This is a genomic window from Bradyrhizobium erythrophlei (genome assembly GCF_900129425.1).
GTDB lineage: Bacteria > Pseudomonadota > Alphaproteobacteria > Rhizobiales > Xanthobacteraceae > Bradyrhizobium > Bradyrhizobium erythrophlei_C.
This window is the reverse complement of record NZ_LT670817.1, coordinates 7,273,868-7,296,739: the sequence shown is the minus strand read 5'-3', so window position 1 is coordinate 7,296,739 and position 22,872 is coordinate 7,273,868. Positions and strand designations below refer to the sequence as shown.

General features: G+C 64.1%; 23 protein-coding genes. 14 read left to right on the top strand and 9 right to left on the bottom strand.

The window, feature by feature from the left end:
• Positions 1 to 86 precede the first annotated feature (86 nt).
• Both B5527_RS34710 and B5527_RS34705 read right to left on the bottom strand, forming a co-directional pair.
• On the bottom strand, positions 87 to 758 hold the full coding sequence (locus B5527_RS34710) for a response regulator (protein ID WP_425305044.1): 672 nt from the start codon (positions 756 to 758) through the stop codon (positions 87 to 89).
• Positions 755 to 2,314, bottom strand: coding sequence for a histidine kinase (locus B5527_RS34705; protein WP_425305043.1), 1,560 nt, complete (start codon positions 2,312 to 2,314; stop codon positions 755 to 757). The genes B5527_RS34710 and B5527_RS34705 overlap by 4 nt, the downstream gene beginning before the upstream one ends.
• On the opposite strand from B5527_RS34705, the gene B5527_RS34700 reads away from it, so the two are divergent.
• Together B5527_RS34700 and B5527_RS34695 are read left to right on the top strand one after the other, a co-directional pair.
• Positions 2,280 to 2,834 (top strand): DUF3280 domain-containing protein, encoded by a 555-nt coding sequence (locus B5527_RS34700; protein ID WP_172842757.1) that lies wholly within the window; start codon positions 2,280 to 2,282, stop codon positions 2,832 to 2,834. The two genes, B5527_RS34705 and B5527_RS34700, sit on opposite strands and share 35 nt — an antisense overlap.
• 17 nt (positions 2,835 to 2,851) lie before the next feature.
• Positions 2,852 to 3,352 carry a DUF2380 domain-containing protein gene (locus tag B5527_RS34695; RefSeq protein WP_172842756.1) on the top strand — a complete coding sequence of 167 codons (501 nt, stop codon included), beginning with the start codon at positions 2,852 to 2,854 and terminating at the stop codon, positions 3,350 to 3,352.
• On the opposite strand, the gene B5527_RS34690 is transcribed toward B5527_RS34695, so the two are convergent.
• Together B5527_RS34690 and B5527_RS34685 are read right to left on the bottom strand one after the other, a co-directional pair.
• Entirely contained in the window at positions 3,337 to 5,121 is a 1,785-nt protein-coding gene (locus B5527_RS34690) for a flavin-containing monooxygenase (protein WP_079605512.1), read from the bottom strand. The two genes, B5527_RS34695 and B5527_RS34690, sit on opposite strands and share 16 nt — an antisense overlap.
• 103 nt (positions 5,122 to 5,224) lie before the next feature.
• Positions 5,225 to 5,887, bottom strand: a complete 663-nt coding sequence (locus B5527_RS34685) for a DNA-3-methyladenine glycosylase family protein (protein ID WP_079607732.1) — start codon at positions 5,885 to 5,887, stop codon at positions 5,225 to 5,227.
• Positions 5,888 to 6,017: 130 nt separating this feature from the next.
• On the opposite strand from B5527_RS34685, the gene gluQRS reads away from it, so the two are divergent.
• On the top strand, positions 6,018 to 6,890 hold the full coding sequence (gene gluQRS, locus B5527_RS34680) for a tRNA glutamyl-Q(34) synthetase GluQRS (protein WP_079607731.1): 873 nt from the start codon (positions 6,018 to 6,020) through the stop codon (positions 6,888 to 6,890).
• A gap of 112 nt (positions 6,891 to 7,002) precedes the next feature.
• Positions 7,003 to 8,250: an ATP-binding protein gene (locus B5527_RS34675; protein WP_079605511.1), complete on the top strand. Its 1,248-nt coding sequence runs from the start codon at positions 7,003 to 7,005 to the stop codon at positions 8,248 to 8,250.
• Here B5527_RS34675 and B5527_RS34670 read toward each other — a convergent pair.
• Complete coding sequence (locus B5527_RS34670) at positions 8,177 to 9,037, bottom strand: YihY/virulence factor BrkB family protein (RefSeq protein ID WP_079605510.1); 861 nt, start codon at positions 9,035 to 9,037, stop codon at positions 8,177 to 8,179. The genes B5527_RS34675 and B5527_RS34670 overlap by 74 nt on opposite strands.
• A 177-nt stretch (positions 9,038 to 9,214) precedes the next feature.
• Between B5527_RS34670 and B5527_RS34665 the strand changes: the two genes are divergently transcribed.
• From B5527_RS34665 to B5527_RS34640, 6 genes are all read left to right on the top strand, one after another.
• The gene (locus B5527_RS34665) at positions 9,215 to 9,409 is read left to right on the top strand and encodes a twin transmembrane helix small protein (protein ID WP_079605509.1); all 195 of its coding nucleotides are present in this window, start codon (positions 9,215 to 9,217) and stop codon (positions 9,407 to 9,409) included.
• A gap of 178 nt (positions 9,410 to 9,587) precedes the next feature.
• Entirely contained in the window at positions 9,588 to 10,160 is a 573-nt protein-coding gene (locus B5527_RS34660) for a cob(I)yrinic acid a,c-diamide adenosyltransferase (RefSeq protein ID WP_079605508.1), read from the top strand.
• A 120-nt stretch (positions 10,161 to 10,280) separates the two neighbouring features.
• Positions 10,281 to 11,030, top strand: a complete 750-nt coding sequence (locus B5527_RS34655; RefSeq protein ID WP_079605507.1) for an electron transfer flavoprotein subunit beta/FixA family protein — start codon at positions 10,281 to 10,283, stop codon at positions 11,028 to 11,030.
• Positions 11,031 to 11,981, top strand: coding sequence for an electron transfer flavoprotein subunit alpha/FixB family protein (locus tag B5527_RS34650; protein ID WP_079605506.1), 951 nt, complete (start codon positions 11,031 to 11,033; stop codon positions 11,979 to 11,981).
• Between the two features lie 98 nt (positions 11,982 to 12,079).
• Positions 12,080 to 12,958, top strand: a complete 879-nt coding sequence (locus tag B5527_RS34645; RefSeq protein WP_079605505.1) for a 3-hydroxybutyryl-CoA dehydrogenase — start codon at positions 12,080 to 12,082, stop codon at positions 12,956 to 12,958.
• Between the two features lie 175 nt (positions 12,959 to 13,133).
• Positions 13,134 to 13,337 carry a hypothetical protein gene (locus B5527_RS34640; RefSeq protein WP_079605504.1) on the top strand — a complete coding sequence of 68 codons (204 nt, stop codon included), beginning with the start codon at positions 13,134 to 13,136 and terminating at the stop codon, positions 13,335 to 13,337.
• Between the two features lie 118 nt (positions 13,338 to 13,455).
• Here B5527_RS34640 and tlpA read toward each other — a convergent pair whose 3' ends face one another.
• Positions 13,456 to 14,136, bottom strand: a complete 681-nt coding sequence (gene tlpA, locus B5527_RS34635) for a thiol:disulfide interchange protein TlpA (protein ID WP_079605503.1) — start codon at positions 14,134 to 14,136, stop codon at positions 13,456 to 13,458.
• Between the two features lie 103 nt (positions 14,137 to 14,239).
• On the opposite strand from tlpA, the gene argH reads away from it, so the two are divergent.
• From argH to lysA, 3 genes are all read left to right on the top strand, one after another.
• Positions 14,240 to 15,637, top strand: coding sequence for an argininosuccinate lyase (gene argH, locus B5527_RS34630; RefSeq protein ID WP_079605502.1), 1,398 nt, complete (start codon positions 14,240 to 14,242; stop codon positions 15,635 to 15,637).
• 91 nt (positions 15,638 to 15,728) lie between these two features.
• Complete coding sequence (lptM, locus tag B5527_RS46825) at positions 15,729 to 16,007, top strand: LPS translocon maturation chaperone LptM (RefSeq protein ID WP_245332371.1); 279 nt, start codon at positions 15,729 to 15,731, stop codon at positions 16,005 to 16,007.
• A 7-nt stretch (positions 16,008 to 16,014) separates the two neighbouring features.
• Positions 16,015 to 17,280, top strand: coding sequence for a diaminopimelate decarboxylase (gene lysA / locus B5527_RS34620; protein ID WP_079605500.1), 1,266 nt, complete (start codon positions 16,015 to 16,017; stop codon positions 17,278 to 17,280).
• 209 nt (positions 17,281 to 17,489) lie between these two features.
• Here lysA and B5527_RS34615 read toward each other — a convergent pair whose 3' ends face one another.
• From B5527_RS34615 to B5527_RS34605, 3 genes are all read right to left on the bottom strand, one after another.
• Positions 17,490 to 18,425 (bottom strand): NADP-dependent oxidoreductase, encoded by a 936-nt coding sequence (locus tag B5527_RS34615; RefSeq protein ID WP_079605499.1) that lies wholly within the window; start codon positions 18,423 to 18,425, stop codon positions 17,490 to 17,492.
• A 133-nt stretch (positions 18,426 to 18,558) separates the two neighbouring features.
• Positions 18,559 to 19,455 carry an NAD(P)-dependent oxidoreductase gene (locus B5527_RS34610; protein WP_079605498.1) on the bottom strand — a complete coding sequence of 299 codons (897 nt, stop codon included), beginning with the start codon at positions 19,453 to 19,455 and terminating at the stop codon, positions 18,559 to 18,561.
• A 166-nt stretch (positions 19,456 to 19,621) separates the two neighbouring features.
• The gene (locus tag B5527_RS34605) at positions 19,622 to 20,002 is read right to left on the bottom strand and encodes a carboxymuconolactone decarboxylase family protein (RefSeq protein WP_079605497.1); all 381 of its coding nucleotides are present in this window, start codon (positions 20,000 to 20,002) and stop codon (positions 19,622 to 19,624) included.
• Between the two features lie 172 nt (positions 20,003 to 20,174).
• Here B5527_RS34605 and B5527_RS34600 point away from each other — a divergent pair, with 172 nt between their 5' ends.
• Complete coding sequence (locus B5527_RS34600; RefSeq protein ID WP_079605496.1) at positions 20,175 to 22,757, top strand: TIGR02302 family protein; 2,583 nt, start codon at positions 20,175 to 20,177, stop codon at positions 22,755 to 22,757.
• The last annotated feature ends 115 nt before the right edge of the window (positions 22,758 to 22,872 follow it).

The window sequence follows — 22,872 nt, the reverse complement described above, 5'->3', positions numbered from 1 at the left end:
TGTCATGGCCTGACCGAACGTCGGCCTCTCCTTGCGGATCTCGCGCCACCTGGCGTGGTTCCGGTTGCTGGTAAAGGCTTGCCTGGCTAGCCCTCCATATCCTCCGCTGCGATGATCCGCTGGCGAAGCGCGAGGCGAACAAGTTCGATGTCGGAGGCGACGCCGAGTTTGGCACGGATCAGGTAGCGGGTGTTGGCCGCGGTTTTGACGCTGATGTGCAGCGTTTCAGCGATCTCATTCACGGATTTTTCGGCCAGCAGCATGCGCAGGATTTCGAATTCCCTTGGGCTCAGCGCGTCGACGGCCGAAGGTTCGTCGGCGACCCGGTTCATGGCGAGCTGGTGGGCGATGTCCGGGCTGAGCGCGATACGTCCAGCCATGACCTCGGCGATCGCGCGCAGCAGCGTGTCCGGCGGTTCGCTTTTCGTGACAAAACCGCGTGCACCCGCCTTGATCGCCTGGACCGCGTAGGCGGCGCTCTGATGCATCGTGAATACCAGGATACGCGCGGAGTGATCCCACTGCCGGATGCGCCGGATCGCCTCGACGCCGCCAATTCCCGGCATCGACACGTCCATGATGACGAGGTCAGGCTTGACCTCCTTGTAGATACGATAGGCATCGGCCCCGTCGCCGGCCTCGGCGACGACGCGCAGGCGATCCTGCTTCTGCAATAGCGAGCGATAGCCCTCGCGCACGATCGCATGGTCATCCGCCAGCATCACACGGGTGAAACTCCGGGCATCGGGCATGCTCAAGGTTCCGATTCCGTATTGGGAATGGTCGTGACCAGTCGGGCGCCGCCCGCTGCGCGCCGTTCGAAACGCAGCGTCCCGCCCAGCGAAACAACCCGCTCTTGCATACCGAGAAGTCCGAGGCCGGCCTTTGGCGCGAGACCGCCACGCGTCGCCTCGCCGTCGTCTTCGACGCTCAGGACGATGTCGGCATGCCCTGCCTCGAGGCGCAGTTGCACGTGGCTCGCGTGAGCGTGCTTCGCCGCATTGGTGATCGCCTCCTGGGCGATCCGATAAAGGCTCGCGCAAACGCCTGGCGGCAAATCGTCGGCGTTGCCTGTGATGGCGATGTCAAATCGGGTGCGGCCCTTCTCGACGCCATTCCAGCTTGCAACCAGGCTTTCGAGGCTGGCGCTGAGGCCGAGTTCCTCGATGTCGGGCGGGCGCAGGCGCACCAGCGCTCCGCGCAGCGTTTCCATCATCCCCGCCGTGGTGCGCGAGATGCCCCGGCATTCTTCGAACAGCGGCGGACATTGGCGCTGCGCGGTATGGGCGGCAGCGGCGGCCTGCGCCGCGATCGCGGTAAGCGACTGGCCGAATTCGTCGTGCAACTCGCGGGCAAGATGGCGCCGTTCCTCGTCCTGTACGGCGATAAGCTTTCGCGTCAACGTGTTGCGTTCGGCGAGCGTGGCCTGCAGCTTTTGCGCAAGCGCATTGAAGACGTCGGAAATTGCCGAGAGTTCGGCGAGATCGAAACGGGGCAGGCGCGCGGAAAGATCGTTCGCCTCCAGCTGCTTTAGCCCAGCGCGAATAGCATGCGTCGGCCGCAGCGCGCGCGCCAGCGCGGCATAGACCGCAAGGCACAGCGCCGCCAGGGCGAAGCCCATGATGGAGAGGAGGCGGCTCGCCTCGCGCCAGCTCTGGCCGATCTGCGTGGCCGGGTCGAAGGTCGCGACAGCCACACCCGCGGTCTCGCCGTCCGTCAGGAGCGGTATCGAGATCGGGTTGCCGGGATGAAAGATGGCGCGATAGAGCGCCGCAAAACTTTCAGGGGCGGCAGTTTCGTTGGCGAGTGCGCCACTGCAAATGCCCTGGCGAAAGGCCCCGACCTTGTCCCGATAGGAAATGCAGAGGCCAGGCTCCATCAAAGGCGCCGCGACCCGTTGCAAATCCGGAGTACGGTCGGGGGACAGGGAATACCATTGCGCCTGCGCCTGCTGCAACGAGATGTCCCTGGCGACGATCTCGGCGATACGGCTCGCCTTGGCTCTGGCGACGCGGTCGCTGTCAAACAAAGCGTAAGCCGCGACAGCGAGGAAGCAAACCGCCGCGAGCGCCGCGACGCGCAACGCCAGCCGCAGCTTCAGATCGATGGCGCGCACGCGGTCCGCCACAGCATCAGGGACGTATCGCAAGCTCTTCCCCTTTCCTCCGCATTTAGGAGCAAATTTCGTCGGGAAGAAAGCGCGAGGAGGCGAGATCGGGCATTTTACCCGGTCAGTCCCGGGAAAGTCCCCATTTCGCGCGGGCAGCGGATCGGGCGATATGCCGACGATTTGGCAATTGCAGGGTCCATCCATGCGCGGCATCCCCTTCGTCCTTTTTCCAGTCGCGGTTCTCCTGGGGGTCGCTGTCGCCGTGGCAGACGAACCCGCACCGCAACCGATCAAACTCGCGGTCTTTCCATTCGAATTGGAAGATTTCAGCGCCGCCGCAGCGTACATTCCCCCCGACGATATCGACCGCGAACAGTTGCGGCTGTCGACTGAAGAGGCGCGCCGGCTGATCGCGGCATCGGGACGCTACCAGTTGGTCGATGTCGGCGCGGTCAACGATGAAGCTGCCAAGGCAGGCAAATTGCACCTGTGCGAGGGGTGCGATGCCAGGATCGCCGCCGGGCTTCACGCGGACCAGTCCATGGTCGGGATCGTCACCCGCATCAGCCGCACGGATTACGCGGTGACCTACAAGATCCGCGACGTCAAATCCGGGGCGCTCGTCGACGTCGAACAGACCGACCTGCGCGCGGGCGCCAATTCGGCCTGGAGCCGCGGGGCGCGTTGGCTGATCCAGCGCCGTCTGCTCGAACAGTCGAACTAGCGCCGATGGCAAAGCCGATGAAACCACGAACAGCGGGCTTCGCCCTTGTCGCCGCCGCTGTCGTCTGTGCCTGCCAGTGTCAGGCGCGGGCCGAACCCGCCGTCCTCGCGATCGCCGAAATCCAGTATGTCGACACGTCGGGCGAGGTGATCGACCAGAGTGCCGACCACTTCCGGCGGTTGCGCGAGTTCGAAGCTTCGATGCGTACCGATTTAGCGGCCAGCGGGAAGGTACGAAATGTCGCCCTCGAGTGTCCGCCAAATGCCTGCTCGGCCGGCGACATCGACGCGGATCAGTTGCTTGGCAAGGCGCAAGCCGCCGGCGCCGGCTATCTCCTGATCAGCAGCTTTCATAAGCTCAGCACACTCGTGCAATGGGCCAAATTCGACATTGTCGATGTGAAAACGCGGAATGTCGTTTTCAATCGGCTCGTCACCTTCCGCGGCGACAACGACATGGCGTGGCGCCACGCGGAATCCTTCATCGTCCGCGAAATCCTGGATCATGAGGAGCCGTAAAGCCGACGTTCTCGCGCCGCGGGCAGCAACCCTTCCTCGATCGCCTTGATCTGCAGCGCCAGATATTTCGAGTTGATGCGGCACTGGGCGAGGCTGCCGGCGATGAACCAGAGGCCCGGTTGCGTCGTGCGGGTGTACATGTTGCGCAATTCCTGCCCGTCGCCGAATCCCCAGATCGGACCGACGCGCTGGGTGACCCCGTCACCGAACAGTTTCCGCACCAGATATTCCTGAGGCTTGTAGCCGGTCGCCAGCACGATCAGGTCGGCGGCGAGCGTCTCGCCGCTTTTCATCCGCGCGCCCCCGGCGACGAATGCCTCGATATCCGAAAATTGCTTCAATGCGATCTCGCCGCGCGCGACCAGGTCGGAGCAGCCGACGTTGAAATAATAGCCGCCGCCGCGGCTGAGATATTTGAATTGCCAGCCGGTGCCGCCATCGCCGAAATCGAGTTTGAAGCCGACGCGCTCCAGTCCCTCGAGCAAGGGCTGGTCGAATTTCTTCGATTGTTCGGTCAGCATGACATGGCTTCTCTTCGCCAGCACAAGCGGCATCGAGGTCGCGATCAGGTCGTTATCCTCCAGCGTGCCCTCGTTATAGGCCGCATAGGCGAGCTGCGCCGATGGTTCGATATTGGTGATCAGGGTCGGGCTGCGCTGAATCAGCGTCACGCCGGCGCCGCTCGCATGCAGGTCCTGGGCGATATCGTGACCGCTGTTGCCGGTGCCGATCACAACCGCCTTTTTGCCCTTCCACGCCTCGCCATCCTCATATTGGCTGGAATGCTGAATCGTGCCGGTGAAGGCTTTCAGGCTGGGAATATCCGGCAGATTCGGAATGCCGCTGACGCCGGTGGCCATCACCACCTGCCGCGGATGCATGGTGCGCGTGCTGCCGTCGGTCTTGCGCAGCACCACCGACCAGCGTCCTTGCGCTTCGTCGTAAGTGCCGCTTTCGAACTCGGTGCCGGTCCAGTAGTTCAGCTCCATCGCCTCGACATAGGCCTCGAACCAGTTGGCGAGCTTGTCCTTGGGGATATAGACCGGCCAGTTCGGCGGGAAGGGCATGTAGGGCAGGTGGTTGACCTGAACCTGATTATGCAGTGTCAGCGCGTGGTAGCGCTTGCGCCAGTTGTCGCCGATACGCGGTTCGCGGTCGACGATCAGCGTGTCGATCTGCAATTGTTTCAGGCGCGCCGCGACCGAAAGCCCGGCCTGCCCGCCCCCGACCACCAGCACATCGGGTTCGCGGCCGGCATATTCAGCCGCGGCCTTGCGCAGATCGAGCCAGTTCGGCCCGCGAAAATCGCGCGAATAGGATTGCCCACGCGGCCGCGATGCTCCCTGCTGCTCCTCAAAGCCTTTTAGTTCGTCAAGCGCCGTCAGCAGCGTCCAGGCTTTCAGCGTGCTGCCGACGTCCGGGATCAGCCGCAGAATTCCGCTGCCGCGCCCCTGGTCGGTTTCGAACCTGAAAATGGCTTCGATGGTGCTGGTTCCGGCGCGGATTACCCGGCGCGGCGCGGCGCGATCGGGGTCGATCCTGAAAGCGCGTGGCGCGGCGCCGATGGTCCGGGCCTGCAACTCGCTGATGATGGCGTCGGCGCCATTGATGGTCTGCAGGTTCCAGCTCAGCGCCAGCACATCGCGCCAATAACTCTCGGAATGAAACAGGGATTTCAGCAGGGCGTCGTCCGACGTCGCGAGGGCGCTTTCGAATTGCGCCAGCCAGCCCTCCGTGGCGATCGAAACATCGTCGGTTTTGTCCAGCATTGGCGTTGCTCGCACCGGCCGTCTGTCGCGGCGTTTCCCTGATCCAAAACCTATACCGTTCGGGATCGAGCAGAAAGGGCGCGATAAGCCGATGCGCACGTGGTTACGGCCGCCGGTTCTGCCCGCCGATCACGCCCTCGCGCTTTTTCAGGACCCTGTAGTAACTCCACCACAGATGCGCCGCGGCGCCGCGCATCGGACGCCACGGCTCGGCCAGCGGCGCCATTTCTTTCGCGGTCGGCCGTGTCTTCAGGCCGAGCCCGATTTTCACCGCTTCCTGCACGGCGAGGTCGCCCGCGGGCCAGGCGTCGCCATGGCCGAGGCAGAACAGCAGGTAGACGTCGGCGGTCCACGGGCCGATGCCGTGCAACGCCGTCAGCGTGTTGTGCGCGGCATCCGCGTCCTCGTTCGCCAGCACCTCGAGATTCAATCTCCCGCCGGCAAGTTCACGCGCCACGCCCTTCAAGGTCTTGATCTTCGCCGCCGACAGTCCGAGCCGGCCCAGACGGTCTGCCCGGGCCCGACGCAACGCGTCGTGATCGAACGGATCGAATGCGGCGCTGACGCGGCCCCAGATCGCGGCCGCGCTGGCCGTCGACAATTGCTGACCGCTGACGATCGCCGCCAGCCCGGCGAAGCCGGGCTGGCGCCGCCGCAGCGCCGGCATACCCGTCAGCTCAAATACAGCCTTCAGCCGCGGGTCCAGTTTGACCAGCGCGTGGATGGCTTCTTCGAGGTCGTCCTGGGTGTTGAGGTGGAGGGGCATGTGGCAGAGATCAATCAACTTGCTGGGGCCGTCATGCGCGGGCTTGACCCGCGCATCCATCTCATATCGTAACAGACTCTTGAAGGATGGATTGCCGGATCAAGTCCGGCAATGACAAGTGTCGGAGCCCATGCCGCCATCAGTCTTCCGCTTTGCGCCGAGCCCGAACGGCTATCTGCATCTCGGCCACGCTTATTCGGCGTTGCTGAATTTCGATCTGGCCGTTCAAACCGGCGGCCGGTTTCTGCTCCGCATCGAGGACATCGACGCCACGCGCTGCAAGCCGGAATTCGAGACCGCGATCTGTGAGGATCTCGCCTGGCTCGGGCTTGCCTGGGAAACCCCGGTGCGGCGGCAATCCGAGCACTTCAATGAATATCGCGATGCGCTGAACGAACTCTTCGCCATGAGACTGGTCTATCCGAGTTTCGAAAGCCGCGCCGAGATTGCGAAACTGGTGGCGCAGCGGGAGGCGCAGGCTCCCTGGCCGCGCGACCCCGACGGGGCGCCGCTGTATCCCGGTGCGGCAAAACTGCTTTCCCCGGACGAGCGCGCGCGACGGCTCGCATCGGACGCACCTTGCGCGCTGCGGCTCGACATGGCTGCGGCCCGCGCCCGCGCCGGCGATCTCGGCTGGATCGAGCGCGGCGAGGGTCCCGATGGCGAGACCGGTGCGGTGACCGCGCGGCCCGAAGCGTGGGGCGACGTGATCCTGGCGCGCAAGGAGACGCCGACCAGTTATCACCTCTCGGTGGTGATCGACGACGCCTTGCAGGGCGTGACGGAGGTGGTCCGGGGCGAGGACCTGTTCTGGTCGACCAGCGTCCATCGGCTGCTGCAGCGGCTGCTCGGGTTGCCGCAGCCGGCCTACCGGCACCACCGCCTCATCCTCGATGGCGCCGGGCAAAAGCTCTCGAAATCGACGAAGGCTACCGGCCTGCGCGAACTCCGCGCCGGGGGTGCAACGCCGGCCGACATCCGCCGCCTGGTGGGATTGCCTTAATTGCGAACCGCTGCCGGGTTTACTGCGGCCGATCGCAGGGAGAAAACGGCCTTCAGCGTGACTCCCGCGGCCCGGCCATGGCATGGTGGGGCCGGCCAGGGTCAGGGGAGTCATGGCGCCAAAATCGCGCTCACCGCGCACCATGCGGTCGCCGAAAAAGCGGCCGCCGAAAAAACGCGCCGCGGCCGTCGCCACGGGCAAGGCGCACAAGCGCACTGCCGTGGCTGCGGCGCCCGCTGTGGTCGAGGCGGCGCTGGCGGCGTTCGCCCACGAGGTCCGCACGCCGCTCACCGGAATTCTGGCCATCAGCGATCTCTTGGCGACGTCCGACCTCGACGAGCGCGAACGGCGTTGGGTCGACACCATCAAGGCCGGCGCGGAACATCTCGCCAGCCTCGCCACATTGTTTGTCGACGCCGCCAGAGGCGGCAGCGCCGGGGTGCGGCAGGATTTCTTCGACCTGCGGGCGCTGGCGCGTAACGCCGGAGATTCGCTGGCCGGGCGGGCGGCGGCGAAAGGTCTGCAATCCCGGGTCGATATTTCGGAACGGCTTCCGGCGCTCGTGGTCGGCGATCCCGTCCGGCTGCGCGCCGCGTTGGAGAACCTGATCGACAATGCCGTGAAGTTCACGGAAGCGGGCGGCGTTGCGCTGGCGGTCAAGCCGGTGCGCGGCGTGAAGGGCAAGGTCGGCATTGCCTTTGCGGTCTCCGACAGCGGCATCGGCCTGACGCTCAACGAGATCAAGCGCCTGTTCCGCCCGTTCTCGCAGGCCAATGTCAGCATCGCCTCACGCTTCGGTGGCGCCGGGCTCGGATTATCGTCGGTGAAACAGTTGGCGCGTGCGATGGGGGGAGACATCGTCGTGGCGCAGCGGCGAGGCGGCGGAGCCACCTTCACGTTGACGGTGACGTTGACCCGCGCCAGGGCGGCGAAACAGGCCAGTTCAGCTACCGATGGCGATGTGTCGCCGGAGCCGGCGCCGCCGCTGCGCGTGCTCGGCGTCGAGGACAATCCGTTCGGCCGCGTCGTTCTCAATACGATCCTCACCGAACTCGGTCATCAGGCGGAATTCATCGGGCACGGCGAAGCCGCGACCGAGCGGATCGCGCAAGGAACGTTCGATGCCGTGTTGATGGACATGGTGTTGCCGGGCATCGACGGCATCGAGACCATCAAGCGAATTCGTCAGCTAGGGCCGCCGTTCGGCCGTATCGCCATCATTGGGGTGTCGGGCCGCGGCGATGACGAAGCCGCATCGCGCGCCGCCGGCGCGGATGCCTTCCTGGTCAAGCCTGTGAGTCCAAGGGCTTTAGCGACTGCGCTGCTTGAAGCGACACGCCGTGCGGCAGCCGCGACTTGATGATCGCCGCGTTCAGTTCGCCGCCATACACGAAGATCGCGGCGATGAAATACAGAAACACCAGCGCGATGATGACCGACGCCAGGCCGGCATACATCGTGACGTAGTTGTTGGCGAAGCGCGCGAGATATTGTCCGAATACCATGCCCGACACCAGCGACGCCACAAAGGTGAAGACGATGCCGGGCAGGATCTGCAGAAAACTCCGCCGGCCCGCCGGGAGCCAGGCGTGCAGAATAAACAGCGCGACGATCATCGCCGTGATGGTGATGCCGTAGCGTGAAAGGTTGAGGAGATTTGCGTTGCTTTCGACGATCAGCGGAATGTGGCGCCGGGCTGCCGCCAGTATCAGCGGGCCGAGCACGATCAGGAACGCCATCGCCAGCGATGTGAAGGCGGCGATCAGCGTGTAGCCGATCGATTCCAGCCGCAGCCAGTACCAGCGGCGCGGTTCGATCACCGAATAGGCGCGGTTGAGCGCAACCCGCAGGCTTTCGACGCCGTTCGAGGCGAAATACACCGCGAGCAGGGCGCCGATCGTCAGCGCGTCGCCGCGGGTCGTGGTCAGGACATCGTGAATCTCGCCCGACAGCGCGCCGGCGACCTGTTTCGGCCAGATCTGCAGCATCAGCCCGGCGGCCTGATCGGCGAGTTCCTTCGACCCGAAAAAACCGGCCAGCGAGGTCAGAACGATCAGAAACGGAAACAGCGCCATCAGCGTCGACAGCGCGATATGGCTTGCGATCGCCCAGCCGTCATCGGCGAGAAACGTGTAGAAGGCGTCCATCCCGACATAAAAGACGTAGCGGAGTTGCCTCACATTTCACCTTGACCACTGGAAGATGGATACCATCGCCGAACCGGACTACCTTCTGATATTATTGAATTAAAAGCCAGATCGTTGCACTGGCACGCGCTCGCCATGGGCGATGGCGGACCGTCTTTTGTGTGTTATGTACGGCCAATGACCTCATTCCTGAGCACGATCATCCTCCCCATCGCCGTCGCTGCCGTCGCGGTAGTGCTGCTGCTTGGTCTCCTTAACATGATGCGGGGCGGATCGCCGAACCGGTCCCAGAAACTGATGCAGTGGCGGGTGTTGCTGCAATTCGTCGCCATCGTCATCACCATGCTCACGGTCTGGGCCATGGGACATTAGAAAAAATGGATGTAATTTCCTGTACCTCAAGCAAGCAGGTGCTGTTCCTTTGGGAGAGGTTGGGTAGGGTTGGGGTGAGGGGGGTGCGGTCTATCGATAGGCTGTAACCGTCACCTGCTCGCAAGATGCTCGTTCCCTCTCCCGGTGGGAGAGGTGGCCCTGAACTCTGGAGCTATGAATGGTTGTCCTTAATCGGATTTACACGCGATCCGGTGATGACGGCACCACCGCGCTCGGCAGCGGCGAACGCCGCCCGAAATACGATCTGCGCATCGCCGCCTATGGAACCGTCGACGAGACCAATGCCGCCATCGGTATTGTGCGGCTGCATCTTCCGCAGGCGCGCGAGCTCGATGCGATGCTGGGTCTGATCCAGAACGACCTGTTCGATCTCGGTGCCGACCTCGCGGTGCCCGAGCGCGAGGGCAAGGCGGAACGTTTGAGGATGCTGTCCAGCCAGGTCGAACGGCTTGAGCGCGACATCGACACCCTGAACGCAAAACTGGCGCCCTTGACCTCGTTCGTCCTGCCCGGCGGAACTCCGGCCGCGGCGTATCTGCATCTGGCCCGGACCATCTGCCGCAGGGCGGAACGGATCATGGTGGAACTCGCGGCAAAGCCCAATGAGCCGGTCGGCGACGCCGCGATTCAGTATATGAACCGGCTGTCGGACTTCCTGTTTGTCGCCAGCCGCGCCGTGAACGATAATGGTTCGGGCGACGTGCTGTGGGTACCCGGCCAGAACCGATAACCCGTCGGTCCGGAGGTGATTTCCGGCTTTCGCGTTGACCGGGGTTGGCCGGACCTTTAGGTTCCGCGGCCAAGCGATCAGGCAAGTGATCAAACCTGGAATTCAAGCGAAAGAGGATCGATGAAGGTTCTGGTGCCGGTAAAGCGGGTGGTCGATTACAACGTCAAGGTCCGCGTCAAGAGCGATGGATCGGGCGTCGAATTGTCCAATGTCAAGATGTCGATGAATCCTTTCGACGAAATCGCCGTCGAGGAGGCCCTGCGCCTGAGAGAGGCCGGCAAGGCAACCGAGGTCGTGGTGGTGTCGATCGGCCCGGCGCAGGCAGCGGAAACCATCCGGACCGGTCTGGCCATGGGCGCCGACCGTGGCATCCTGGTCAAGGCGGAAGGCAATGTCGAACCGCTGGCGGTGGCAAAGATCCTGAAGGCGATCGCCGACGAAGAGAAGCCCGGCCTGATTATTCTCGGCAAGCAGGCGATCGACGATGACTCCAACCAGACCGGCCAGATGCTGGCCGCGCTGCTCGGTTGGTCGCAGGCAACCTTCGCCTCCAAGCTCGAAGTCGACGGATCCGATTTCAAGGTGACGCGCGAAGTCGACGGCGGACTGCAGACCTTGAAACTGAAGGGCCCGGCGATCGTCACCACCGATCTGCGGCTGAACGAGCCGCGCTACGCCAGCCTGCCCAACATCATGAAGGCGAAGAAAAAGCCGATCGCCGACAAGAGCGCTTCCGACTACGGCGTCGACCTCGCCGCCCATCTCGAAATTCTCAAAACGTCCGAACCGCCTGGCCGCAAGGGAGGCGTCAAGGTCAAGGACGTCGCCGAACTGGTGTCGAAGCTCAAGACTGAAGCGGGGGTTCTCTAGATGACCACGCTGTTGATTGCCGAACACGAACACTCGACCCTTAAGGACTCCACCAACAAGGCGCTGACCGCGGCGACCCAGTTGGGCGCCGAGGTCCATGTGCTGGTCGCCGGCGGCGGCGAGGACACCAAGGCTGCGGCCGAGGCCGCCGCCAAACTCGCCGGTGTTACCAAGGTACTGCTGGCCGAAGGCGATGCCTACGCCCACGATCTTGCCGAGCCGCTGGCTGCGCTGATCGTGGCGCTGGCGCCCGGCTATGACGCCTTCGTCGCGCCTGCGACCTCGCGCTTCAAGAACGTCATGCCGCGCGTCGCGGCGCTGCTCGACGTCATGCAGGTCTCGGAAATCATCAAGGTGGTTTCGCCCGACACCTTCGAGCGGCCGATCTATGCCGGCAACGCGATCCAGACGGTGAAATCGAAGGACGCCAAGAAGGTCATCACGGTGCGGACCTCGACCTTCGCGGCGGCCGGCGACGGCGGCAGCGCGCCGGTGGAAAATGCGGCGTCGGCCGCCGATCCCGGCCTCTCCAGTTTTGTCGGCGAGGAAGTCGCAAAGAGCGATCGTCCCGAACTGACGTCGGCCAAGATCATCGTCTCGGGCGGCCGCGCCATGCAGAGCCGCGAGAATTTCGCCAAATATATCGAGCCGCTCGCCGACAAGCTCGGCGCCGGCGTCGGTGCGTCGCGCGCCGCGGTCGACGCCGGATATGCGCCGAACGACTGGCAGGTGGGCCAGACCGGCAAGGTGGTTGCGCCTGAATTATATATCGCTATCGGCATTTCCGGCGCGATCCAGCATCTGGCCGGCATGAAGGATTCCAAAGTGATCGTCGCGATCAACAAGGATGAGGACGCGCCGATTTTCCAGGTCGCCGATTACGGCCTGGTCGCGGATCTTTATCAGGCGGTCCCCGAATTGACAGAAGCGCTCGGCAAGCTCGGAAAGTAACGGGGATTCGAAGGCCGTCCGGATGCATGTTTCGGCCGGCGTTTAGGCAAGGGATGGGCAAGCGCGGGAAGCGCGCGTTGCCCCGGTGAGATGACAACATGGTTATGATCAAGAAGGTCGGCGTGATTGGCTCGGGCCAGATGGGCAACGGCATCGCGCATGTGGCGGCGCTGGCCGGCTTCGACGTGGTGCTCAACGATGTGTCCGCCGACCGGCTGAAGTCGGCGATGGCCACCATCAACGGCAATCTGTCGCGCCAGGTCTCGAAGAAAATCATCACCGAGGACGGGCGCAAGCAGGCGCTGAACCGGATCGTTTCCACCGAGACCATGGATGGGCTCGCCGATTGCGATCTGGTGATCGAGACCGCGATCGAGAAGGAGGAGGTCAAGCGCAAGATTTTTCACGATCTCTGCGCGGTGCTGAAGGCGGACGCGATCGTCGCCTCCAACACCTCGTCGATCTCGATCACGCGGCTTGCCGCGTCCACCGACCGGCCCGAGCGCTTTATCGGTATTCATTTCATGAATCCGGTGCCGCTGATGGAACTGGTCGAACTGATCCGCGGCATCGCTACCGACGATTCGACCTTCGATGCCGCCAGGGATTTCGTCACTCGGCTCGGCAAACACGTCGCGGTCTCGGAAGATTTCCCGGCGTTCATCGTCAACCGCATCCTGCTGCCGATGATCAACGAGGCGATCTACACGCTGTATGAGGGGGTCGGAAACGTCGAGGCGATCGATGCCGCGATGAAACTCGGCGCCCACCATCCGATGGGACCGCTTGAACTTGCCGACTTCATCGGGCTCGATACCTGCCTGTCGATCATGCAGGTGCTGCATGAGGGGCTCGCGGATTCAAAGTACCGGCCGTGTCCGCTGCTTGTGAAATATGTCGAAGCCGGCTGGCTCGGCCGCAAGACCCAGCGCGGCTTCTACGACTATCGCGGCGAGAAGCCGATTCCGACGCGGTGATATCAGTCACTGCCGGGCTTGACCCGGCAATCCGTCTTGAAAATTCATTTTGTGAAATTGATGGATACGCGGGTCAAGTCCGCGTAGTTCGAGTTGAACGCGTTGCCGCGTGGTCCGCAATCTCCAGCATTCGTTAATACCTGCCCGATAGTCTTTCCGGGTTGGAGTATTGCGTATGGATATGATGAGTATGGTCAGCGGCATGCTCGCCGCTCAGGCGGGCAACACGCAGATGCAGGTCGCCACGACCTTGATGAAGTCGAATGCCGATGCGGAGAAATCCGCGGTCCTGACGCTGCTGGGGGCCGGCCAGCAAAACACGTCGTCCCTGGCCAATGTCGGCGCCGGCGTCGGCGGCAACCTCAACGTTACGGCCTAAAAAATTCTTTTGTCATTCCGCGGCGACGCGCAGCGGCGAATCCGGAATCTCGAGATTCCCCGATGTGCAATTGCACATCTGGGCACGCGCTTCCGCGCGCCCCCGGAATGACGAAATTCTATTCTGTCGGCTTTACGGCCGCTGTGATCAGCTTGACGGCATCGTCGCTGCCCCATTCCGCCGGTCCGGCAATGGTGGCGATCTCGCAGCCCTGGCCATCGACCAGTACCGAGGTCGGCATCCCCAGCGCCCGGCCCACGGCTTTAAGCTCCTGAAAAACCTTGGCTTTTGGGTCGCTGAAAAAGTCGAGCCGGGCCAGATGGGCATCCTTGAGAAAATTCTTCGGCTTTTCCGGGTCGCGGGTATCGATATTGACGGCGACGACCTCGAAATTCGGGCCGCCCAGTTTGGTTTGCAGGCTGTCGAGCGCCGGCATCTCCCGGCGGCAGGGCACGCACCAGGTGGCCCACAGGTTCACCAGCACGGTGCGGCCACGCCAGTCCGAGAGCTTTCTCGGCTTGCCGTCGGCGTCCTCGAAGGCGAGGTCCGGCAGCCGCAAAGGGCTGGTCGCCATGGTCAGCGCGGCCACCTCGCCCTGCGCAAGCGGCGCGAGCTTGCGCGCCAGGTCGACCGCCGGGCGGCAGGCCGTATCGCCGCCGGCGTTGCGCTTGAGGCCGCCAAACCCGTATATCCCGGCAAATCCGATCACCGCCCCGATCAAGACCGCCCCGATGGCAATGGGAATCCGGCGCGTGGCAGCCGGGCGAGGCGAGGGCAGTTCAGGCATATCGTTTGTCATCCTGTATCAGATACGGCTATGCAGAGCCGTTATCACGGTCGGTTCGGGCGCAAATCGTTCCGGGCGCTGGTGGCGATGAATGGCAGGTCATGAGTAACAAGTCATGAGCAACAAGATGTGGGGCGGCCGGTTTACGGAGCGCGCCGACGCGGTCATGGAGGAAATCAACGTCTCGATCGACGTCGATCGTCACCTGTATGCCCAGGACATCGCTGCGTCCAAGGCCCACGCCACGATGCTCGCAACGCAGGGGATTATCACCAAAAACGATGCGAAAAATATCGCTGGGGGTCTAGACACGATTTTGTCAGAGATCGCCAAGGGATCGTTCCCCTTCAAGCGCGCGCTCGAGGACATTCACATGAATGTCGAGAGCCGGCTTGGCGAATTGATCGGGCCCGCCTCGGGACGGCTGCACACCGCGCGTTCACGCAACGATCAGGTGGCGACCGATTTCCGGCTCTATGTCCGCGACACCATCGACGAGACCGATGCGGCGCTCGCCGCGTTCCAGCGCGCGCTGGTGGAGCGGGCGCTGGAACATGCCGCGACCGTGATGCCGGGCTTCACCCATCTGCAGACCGCGCAGCCGGTGACGTTCGGGCACCATCTCTTGGCCTATGTCGAAATGGCGGCGCGAGACCGCGGCCGTTTTGCCGACGCCCGCAAACGTCTCAACGAATCGCCGCTCGGCGCCGCGGCGCTGGCCGGCACCTCGTTTCCGATCGATCGCGACGCCACCGCAAGAGCACTTGGCTTCGACCGGCCGATGGCCAATTCGCTCGATGCGGTCTCCGACCGCGACTTCGTGCTGGAAACACTGGCAGCGGCGGCGATCGCCTCGGTGCACCTATCGCGCTTCGCCGAGGAACTGGTGATCTGGACCTCGCCTTTGGTCGGGCTGGTGCGTTTGAGCGACAAGTTCACGTCAGGCTCCTCGATCATGCCGCAGAAGCGCAATCCCGACGCGGCCGAACTGGTTCGCGCCAAGACCGGCCGGGTGATCGGGGCGCTGACCGGGTTGCTGATCGTGATGAAGGGGCTGCCGCTGGCCTATCAAAAGGACATGCAGGAGGACAAGCAGGGCGCGATGGAGGCGTTCGGCGCGCTCTCGCTGGCGATTCGGGCGATGACCGGAATGGTCGCCGACCTCGTGCCGGACGAGGCGCGGATGAAAGCCGCTGCCGGCGAGGGCTACGCCACCGCCACCGATCTTGCCGACTGGCTGGTGCGGACGCTGAAAATGCCGTTTCGCGACGCCCATCACGTCACCGGACGGATTGTCGCTGCGGCTTCGAAACAGGACGTGCCGCTGCACCTTCTGCCCTTGAAAGACATGCAGGCGATCGAGCCGAAAATAACCGCGGCGGCGCTGGGCATGCTTTCGGTGGAAGCCTCGGTGAAAAGCCGCACCAGTTATGGCGGTACCGCGCCGAAGAACGTGCTGGCGCAGGCGAAACGCTGGCTCAAGCGGCTGGAAAAAGAGCGAAAATTGGGCTGAGCCCCGGAAATTCGCTGCAATTTCATGGTTGTCCAGGCCTCGCCAGATCAGGCCAATCTTTGTATGGTGCCGCCGCATTGGGGATTTTGTCGTGAACAGCAATAACAGCCCGACGGCTTCGGGATGGACCATCATCCTTTTGAGCGCGGCCGTGCTCGCGCTCGGGGGCTGCGGCCGCAAGGGCCCGCTCGACCTGCCGCCGAACACTCCGCCGCAGGCGGCCGCCGCGGCACAGGCCGCCGCCGACCACGAGCCGGCCGCCAGCGCGCCGAGCGTGTTCGATCCGTCCTACGGGGCCAATACGCCTGCGGCCCTCCCTAAAGGCGCCAAGAAGCCGTTCATTCTCGACCCGCTGCTGAATAGCAACTGAGCCCGCCATGAATCACTTCGACTATCGCAACGGCGTGCTGCACGCCGAGGCGGTGAATCTGATCGAGCTGGCGGACGCGGTCGGCACGCCGTTCTATTGCTATTCGACCGCGACGCTGGAGCGCCATTACCGGGTGTTCAGCGATGCCTTCGCCGGGGAGAAGGCGCTGATCTGCTACGCCATGAAGGCGAACTCGAATCAGTCGGTACTTCGGACGCTAGCGAAACTCGGCGCCGGTGCGGACGTGGTTTCCGGAGGCGAGCTGAAGCGGGCGCTCGCCGCGGGCATTCCGCCCGGCAAGATCCTGTTCTCCGGCGTCGGCAAGACCGAAGCCGAGCTGCGCGCGGCGCTTAGCGCCGACATTCTCTGCATCAATATCGAATCCGAACCCGAACTCGAATTGTTGTCGCGGCTGGCCAGCGAGACCGGTCGGACCGCGCGGATCTCGGTTCGGGTCAATCCCGACGTCGATTCCGGTTCGCACGCAAAAATCTCGACCGGCAAGTCCGAAAACAAGTTCGGCATCCCGCTCGCCCGTGCCCGCGCCGTCTATGCCCGCGCGGCAAAACTGCCGGGGATCGAAGTAACCGGCGCCGACATGCATATCGGCAGCCAGATCATCGATCTCGGGCGGATGGAAACCGCCTTCAGGATCCTGGCCGAATTCGTGCAGACGCTGCGCGCCGATGGCCACACCATCTCGCATGTCGATTTCGGCGGCGGGCTCGGCATTCCCTATTACATGGATCGCGAAGCGCCGCCGGCGCCGTCCGCCTACGCCGCGATGGTCAAGCGGGTGACCCACAATCTCGGCTGCACCCTGATGTTCGAGCCGGGTCGGTTGATCGTCGGCAACGCCGGCATCCTGGTGACGCGCGTGATCTATGTGAAGCACGGCGACGCCAGGAATTTCGTCATCATCGATGCCGCCATGAACGACCTAATCCGCCCCACTTTGTACGAGGCGCATCACGACATCCTGCCGGTGCGGCTGGCCGAGCCCGGCGCCGCCAGGATCGTCGCCGACCTGGTCGGGCCGGTCTGCGAAAGCGGCGACTATCTCGCGCTGGGACGGACCATGCCGGAGCCCAAAGCCGGCGATTTCCTGGCTGTGATGACCGCCGGCGCCTATGGCGCGGTGCAGTCCGGCACCTACAACACCCGCGCGCTGGTGCCTGAGGTGTTGGTCAAGGACCATCAGTATGCCGTGGTCCGGCCCCGCATCGAGGTCGATGACCTGATCGCGATGGACCGACCGGCGCCATGGCTGTGACGCGCGGCCCCACACCGAACGAGAGCAATGATTTTAATCTGAATCGGTGTGCCCTTCACCTCTCCTCAGCGGGGAGAGGTCGATTTGCGCAGCAAATCGGGTGAGGGGGCGCTGCGCCAACGATAGACGGTAACGCCTCACCCGGCGCTACGCGCCGACCTCTCCCTATGGGAGAGGTAAAGTTTCCGCTGCGTCGCAGCTCAATCGCTTTAGTCCACGACCAGCACAACCTTTCCCCTCGAATGCCCGCGCTCGACCGCTGCCAGCGCATCGGCGGCGCGCTCCAGCGGAAAGGTCTGGCTCACGTCAGGCTTTACCTTGCCGGCCTCAAGCAGCAGGGCGATTTCCTTCAGTTCTTCGCCATCGGCCTGCACCGTGTAGCGTGTCGCGCGGACGCCGTGCTGGCGCGCGATCTGCTGCGAAGGCTCGCTCAGGGTCGTAACCAGAATGCCGCCCTTCTTGAGCACGCCCCACGACCGCTGCCGGGTTTCGCCGTCGATCAGGTCGAACACCATGTCCATCTCGCGCGCGGCCTGTTCGAACGGCTCCTTCTTGTAATTGATGACGACATCGGCTCCGAGGCTGCGGGCAAATTCGACGTTGTCGGTCGATACCGTCGTGGTGACGTGCGCGCCTCTGGCCTTGGCGAACTGGACGGCGAAATGTCCGACGCCGCCCGAGCCGCCATGGATCAGTATCCGCTGGCCGGATTTGACCTCGCCATATCGAAACAGGCCTTGCCACGCGGTCTGCCCGGCGAGCGGGACGGCGGCCGCGTGCACGTGGTCGAGATTGGCGGGCTTGGCCGCGACGGCATTCTGGGCCATCACGACTTTTTGCGCGTAACCGCCGCCGTGAATGCCCACGATCCCGAACACCTCGTCGCCAATCTCAAATTTTTCCGCGCCCGCACCGCACTTCTCCACGATGCCGGAAACGTCGCGTCCCAAGATATAGGGAAGCCTGTCCTCGTTCACGGCGGGGTATTTGCCGGAGCGGATCTTGAAATCCACCGGATTGACGCTGGCGGCGCGGACCTTGACGAGAATCTCGGTCGCATCGGGCATCGATGGCTCGACGTCTTCGACCTCGAGAGTCTCGATGCCGCCGAATTTGTGAATGCGGACGGCCATGATCGCAGGCATTTGTCGCTCCTCAATTTCCGTCGATGCCTCGAAACGCAAATTTGCGAACGCCGGAAATCCTCCTTAAGTTCCGTGGCGGCCTCGAATCGGGAATTGGCGGCGGGAGCGCGCGTCGTCCGGTCGGGACGACGAACTAGGCTTTCTCTTCTTTCCCCACCACCACGCCCGCAGCCTGCTCGATCGGCTTGATCGCGGAAGTAAAATCGGACTCCGCGCCCATTTCGCGGATCACCACTTCCCACAGCCGCCCGACGGCTTCGGCCACCTCCATCGACATGCCCAGCGCCTTGGATTCTTCGAGGCAGAGCCGGACGTCCTTGACCATCAGCCCGGTGGCAAAGCCGAAGTCGAAGGTGCGCGGCAGGATCGAGCGCGGAAACTTGTCGCGGCTCGCGGTGTTCATGCCCGATCCGGCATTGATGACGTCGATCATGACGCTTGGGTCGAGGCCGGACTTGACGCCCATCACCACGGCTTCGGAGGTGGCGGCGACGGCGGTCGCCGACAACAGATTGTTGGCAAGTTTCATGGTCTGCGCCGAGCCCGGTTTCTCGCCGATGAAGAACACCTTGCCGATGACGTCGAGCGCGGCCTTCACCGCTTCGAAATCCGGCCTGGGACCCGACACCATGACCGCGAGCGTTCCCTTTTCTGCGCCGCCGACGCCGCCGCTGACGGGACTGTCGAGTTGCACGATGTTGCGTTTGGCCAGCAGATCGTGGATCCGCACCGCCATGTGCGATCCGACGGTGGAGAGATCGATGAAGCGCTTTACCCGCGTGCCTTCGATCACGCCGCCGGCGCCGGTCGCAACCTCGAGCGAAGCCTGTAGCGACGGAAGGCTCGCCATCACGGTCTCGGCGCGGTCGGCGACCTGTTTCGGCGAGGAAGCGGCCTGCGCGCCCAGCGCCACCAGTTTGTCGACGGCCTCCTGGCGCTGGTCGAACACGACGAGCTGATGTCCGCCCTCGACCAGGCGGCGGGCCATGGGAAAGCCCATCTTCCCGAGGCCGATAAATCCGATGTCCATGGTGATCTGTCCTGCGCAAATATCTGGAAACGGTCCTCATCCTGAGGAGGCCGCATCGCGGCCGTCTCGAAGGATGTTGTGCGGGGCTTCATGGTTCGAGACGGCGCACCGGACAGCGCAAGTGCGCTGCCGGGGGAGCGCCTCCTCACCATGAGGGTCGAGGCACTCAGCCCTTGTCGATCTCGGCGAACACTTCGCGCGCGATGCGAAAGCTGTCGACGCCGGCGGGCACGCCGGCATAGATCGCCACCTGCATGAAGATTTCGCGAATCTCGTCCTTGGTGACACCGTTGACCAGCGCGCCCTTGATGTGGACCCGCAATTCGTGTGGCCGGTTCAGGATCGAAATCATCGCCAGATTGAGCATGCTGCGGGTCTTGCGCGGCAACTCCTCGCGGCCCCACACCGCGCCCCAGCAATATTCGGTGACCAGTTCCTGGAACGGCTTGTTGAAATCGTCGGCATTCTTCAGGGCATTGGAGACATAGGCTTCTCCCAGTACCGCTTTTCGAATTTCCAGTCCCTTGTCGTGCGTTTTCTGGTCCATGGCTTTTCCTTGGGGCTTGCTTTGATGGTTCGACGCCCGACGTTACGAGGTAGCGGCGGCGCAGTCACGCCTTCGTGTTATGCGTGCCGAGGGGTGTGGGTTACCGCAGCCGAAAGGGTGCCTCACTCCCGCCGTTGTGCTAATGTGCTGTTCGGGCAATCTGGAGAGTTTATTGAGCGGCGCCACCCCCGACCCGTCCGAGCCAGCACGCGACCCCGACGCGGTTGCTCGATTGCGGCTGGGCCAAGCCCTGCAGCGGGCAAAATACGCGATCGCATGGGAACGAAGCTGGCCGCATCTGGCGCGGCTGCTGAGCGTCGGCGGACTGTTTCTGGTGGTGTCCTGGGCCGGATTGTGGCTGGTGCTGCCATTTGTTGGGCGCGCGATCGGGCTCGGACTGTTCCTGGCCTTGGGGCTGGGGGCGTTGTTTCCGCTGGTCAGGTTTCGCTGGCCGAGCCGCGAGGAGGCGCTCAGCCGGCTCGACCGTGGCACCGGCATCCGCCATCGCCCGGCGACCGCGCTTACCGATACGCTGGTCACTCAGGATCCGGTTGCGGTGGCGCTGTGGCAGGCGCAGCGCGAGCGCACCCTGGCGTCGATCAAGCGCATCCGCGCCGGGCTGCCGTCGCCGCGCCTTGCGATTCACGACCCCTGGGCGTTGCGCGCGCTGGTCGCGGTGATGATGGTGGCAACCTATGTCGCCGCAGGCGACGAGCGCACCATGCGCACCGCGGCGGCGTTCGACTGGAACGGGGTGCTGTCGCCGGCCAATATCAGGGTCGATGCCTGGGTGACACCGCCGGTTTACACCGGCAAGCCTCCGATCATCCTGTCGGCCGCCAACAAGGAAGCCGCCATCCCAGCCGCAGGACCATTGCCGGTTCCGGCGGGCAGCACGCTGATCGTGCGCTCGAGCGGCGGCGCGCTCGATGTGCTGGCCGGCGGCGGCGTGACCGAAGCCGCCCCCACAGAGCAGGCGCCCAAGGGCACCAACGAACGGCATTTCACGATTCAGGGCGACGGCACGCTGCATGTCCGCGCCCCCTCCGGTCAGCCGCTGTGGAAGTTCAGCGCCATTCCCGACCGTGCCCCCGTTATCTCGCTTGCGAAGGATCCGGAGCGCCAGGCCCGCGGCTCGCTGCAGATGTCCTACAAGATCGAGGATGACTACGGCGTTACCGAAGCGCAGGCGCATTTCGCCGTCCGCCCCGGCGACGCGCCGAAGCCTGCCGCGGCGCCGCGGCCGCTGTTCGACGCGCCGCAGTTTCCGCTGGTGCTTCCGAATGCGCGGACCCGCAATGGCGTCGGCCAGACCGTCAAGGATCTCAGCGAGGATCCCTACGCTGGCGCCGACGTCACGCTGACCCTGACGGCCAAGGACGAGGCCGGCAACGAGGGCAAGAGCGAGCCGTTCAACATGCGGCTGCCGGAACGGCTGTTCACCAAGCCGCTGGCGCGGGCGCTGATCGAGCAGCGCCGCATCCTGGCGCTCGACGCCAATCAGAACGCGCAGGTGGACGCGGCGCTGAACGCGCTGATGATCGCACCGGAATTGTTCACGCCCGAGGCCGGCCAGTATCTCGGCCTCTACAGCGTCACCAGGGAGCTCGAAGCCGCCCGCACCGACGACGCCATGCGTGAGGTCGTCGCCAGCCTGTGGGCGCTCGCCGTCACCATCGAGGATGGCGACATCACCGATGTCGACAAGGCGCTGCGCGCCGCGCAGGACGCGCTCAAGCAGGCTCTGGAACGCGGCGCCAGCGACGAGGAGATCAAGAAGCTCACCGACAATCTGCGCGCGGCGCTGGATAATTTCATGCGCCAGCTCGCCGAGCAGATGCGCAACAACCCGCAAGCCTTGGCGCGGCCGCTCGATCCCAATACGCGGGTGATGCGCCAGCAGGACCTCAACAACATGATCGAGCGCATGGAGCGGCTGTCGCGCTCCGGCGACAAGGACGCCGCCAAGCAATTGCTCGAGCAGCTGCAGGAGATGCTGGAAAACCTGCAAATGGCGCAGCCCGGCCAGTCCGGCGACCAGGACATGGAGCAGGCGCTGAACGAACTCGGCGACATGATCCGGAAACAGCAGCAATTGCGCGACAAGACCTTCAAGCAGGGCCAGGATTCGCGGCGCGACCGGGCGCGCGGCAAGCAGGGCGACCAGAGCATGGGCGATCTGCAACAGGATCAGCAGGGCCTGCGCGACCGGCTCAAGAAATTGCAGCAGGAACTTGCCAAACGCGGCCTGGGACAACAGGGCCAGCGCGGCGAGAAGGGGCAGCGGGGCGACCAGGGTCAGCAGGGTGAGCAAGGCCAGCAGGGTCAGGACGGCGATCAGCAGGCCGACGGCCAGGATGGCCTCGGCGAAGCCGACAGCGCGATGGGCGACGCCAGCGGCAGGCTCGGCGAGGGCAACGCCGACGCCGCCGTGGATTCGCAAGGCAAGGCGCTGGACGCGCTGCGCAAGGGTGCCCAGAGCCTCGCCCAGGCCATGCAGCAGGGCGATGGCGAGGGACAGAGCGACGGACCGGGTAATCGCGCGGGCCGGCAGCAGAGCGGCGCCAATGGCAGTGATCCCTTGGGACGGCCGCTGCGCGGACATGAATATGGCGACGATCTAGTGAAGATTCCCGGCGAAATCGATGTGCAGCGGGTGCGCCGGATTCTGGAAGAACTCCGCCGCCGTCTTGCCGATCCGCAGCGCCCGCAGATTGAACTCGATTACCTCGAGCGGCTGCTGAAGGATTATTAGGAACGCCGCTTCACGCGTCCCGGCATCGCCACAGCCAGGATTGTCATAGGCGGGCTTGACCCGCGCATCCATCATCTGCGCAAGAATCGTTCGAAGAAGACGGATTGCCGGGTCA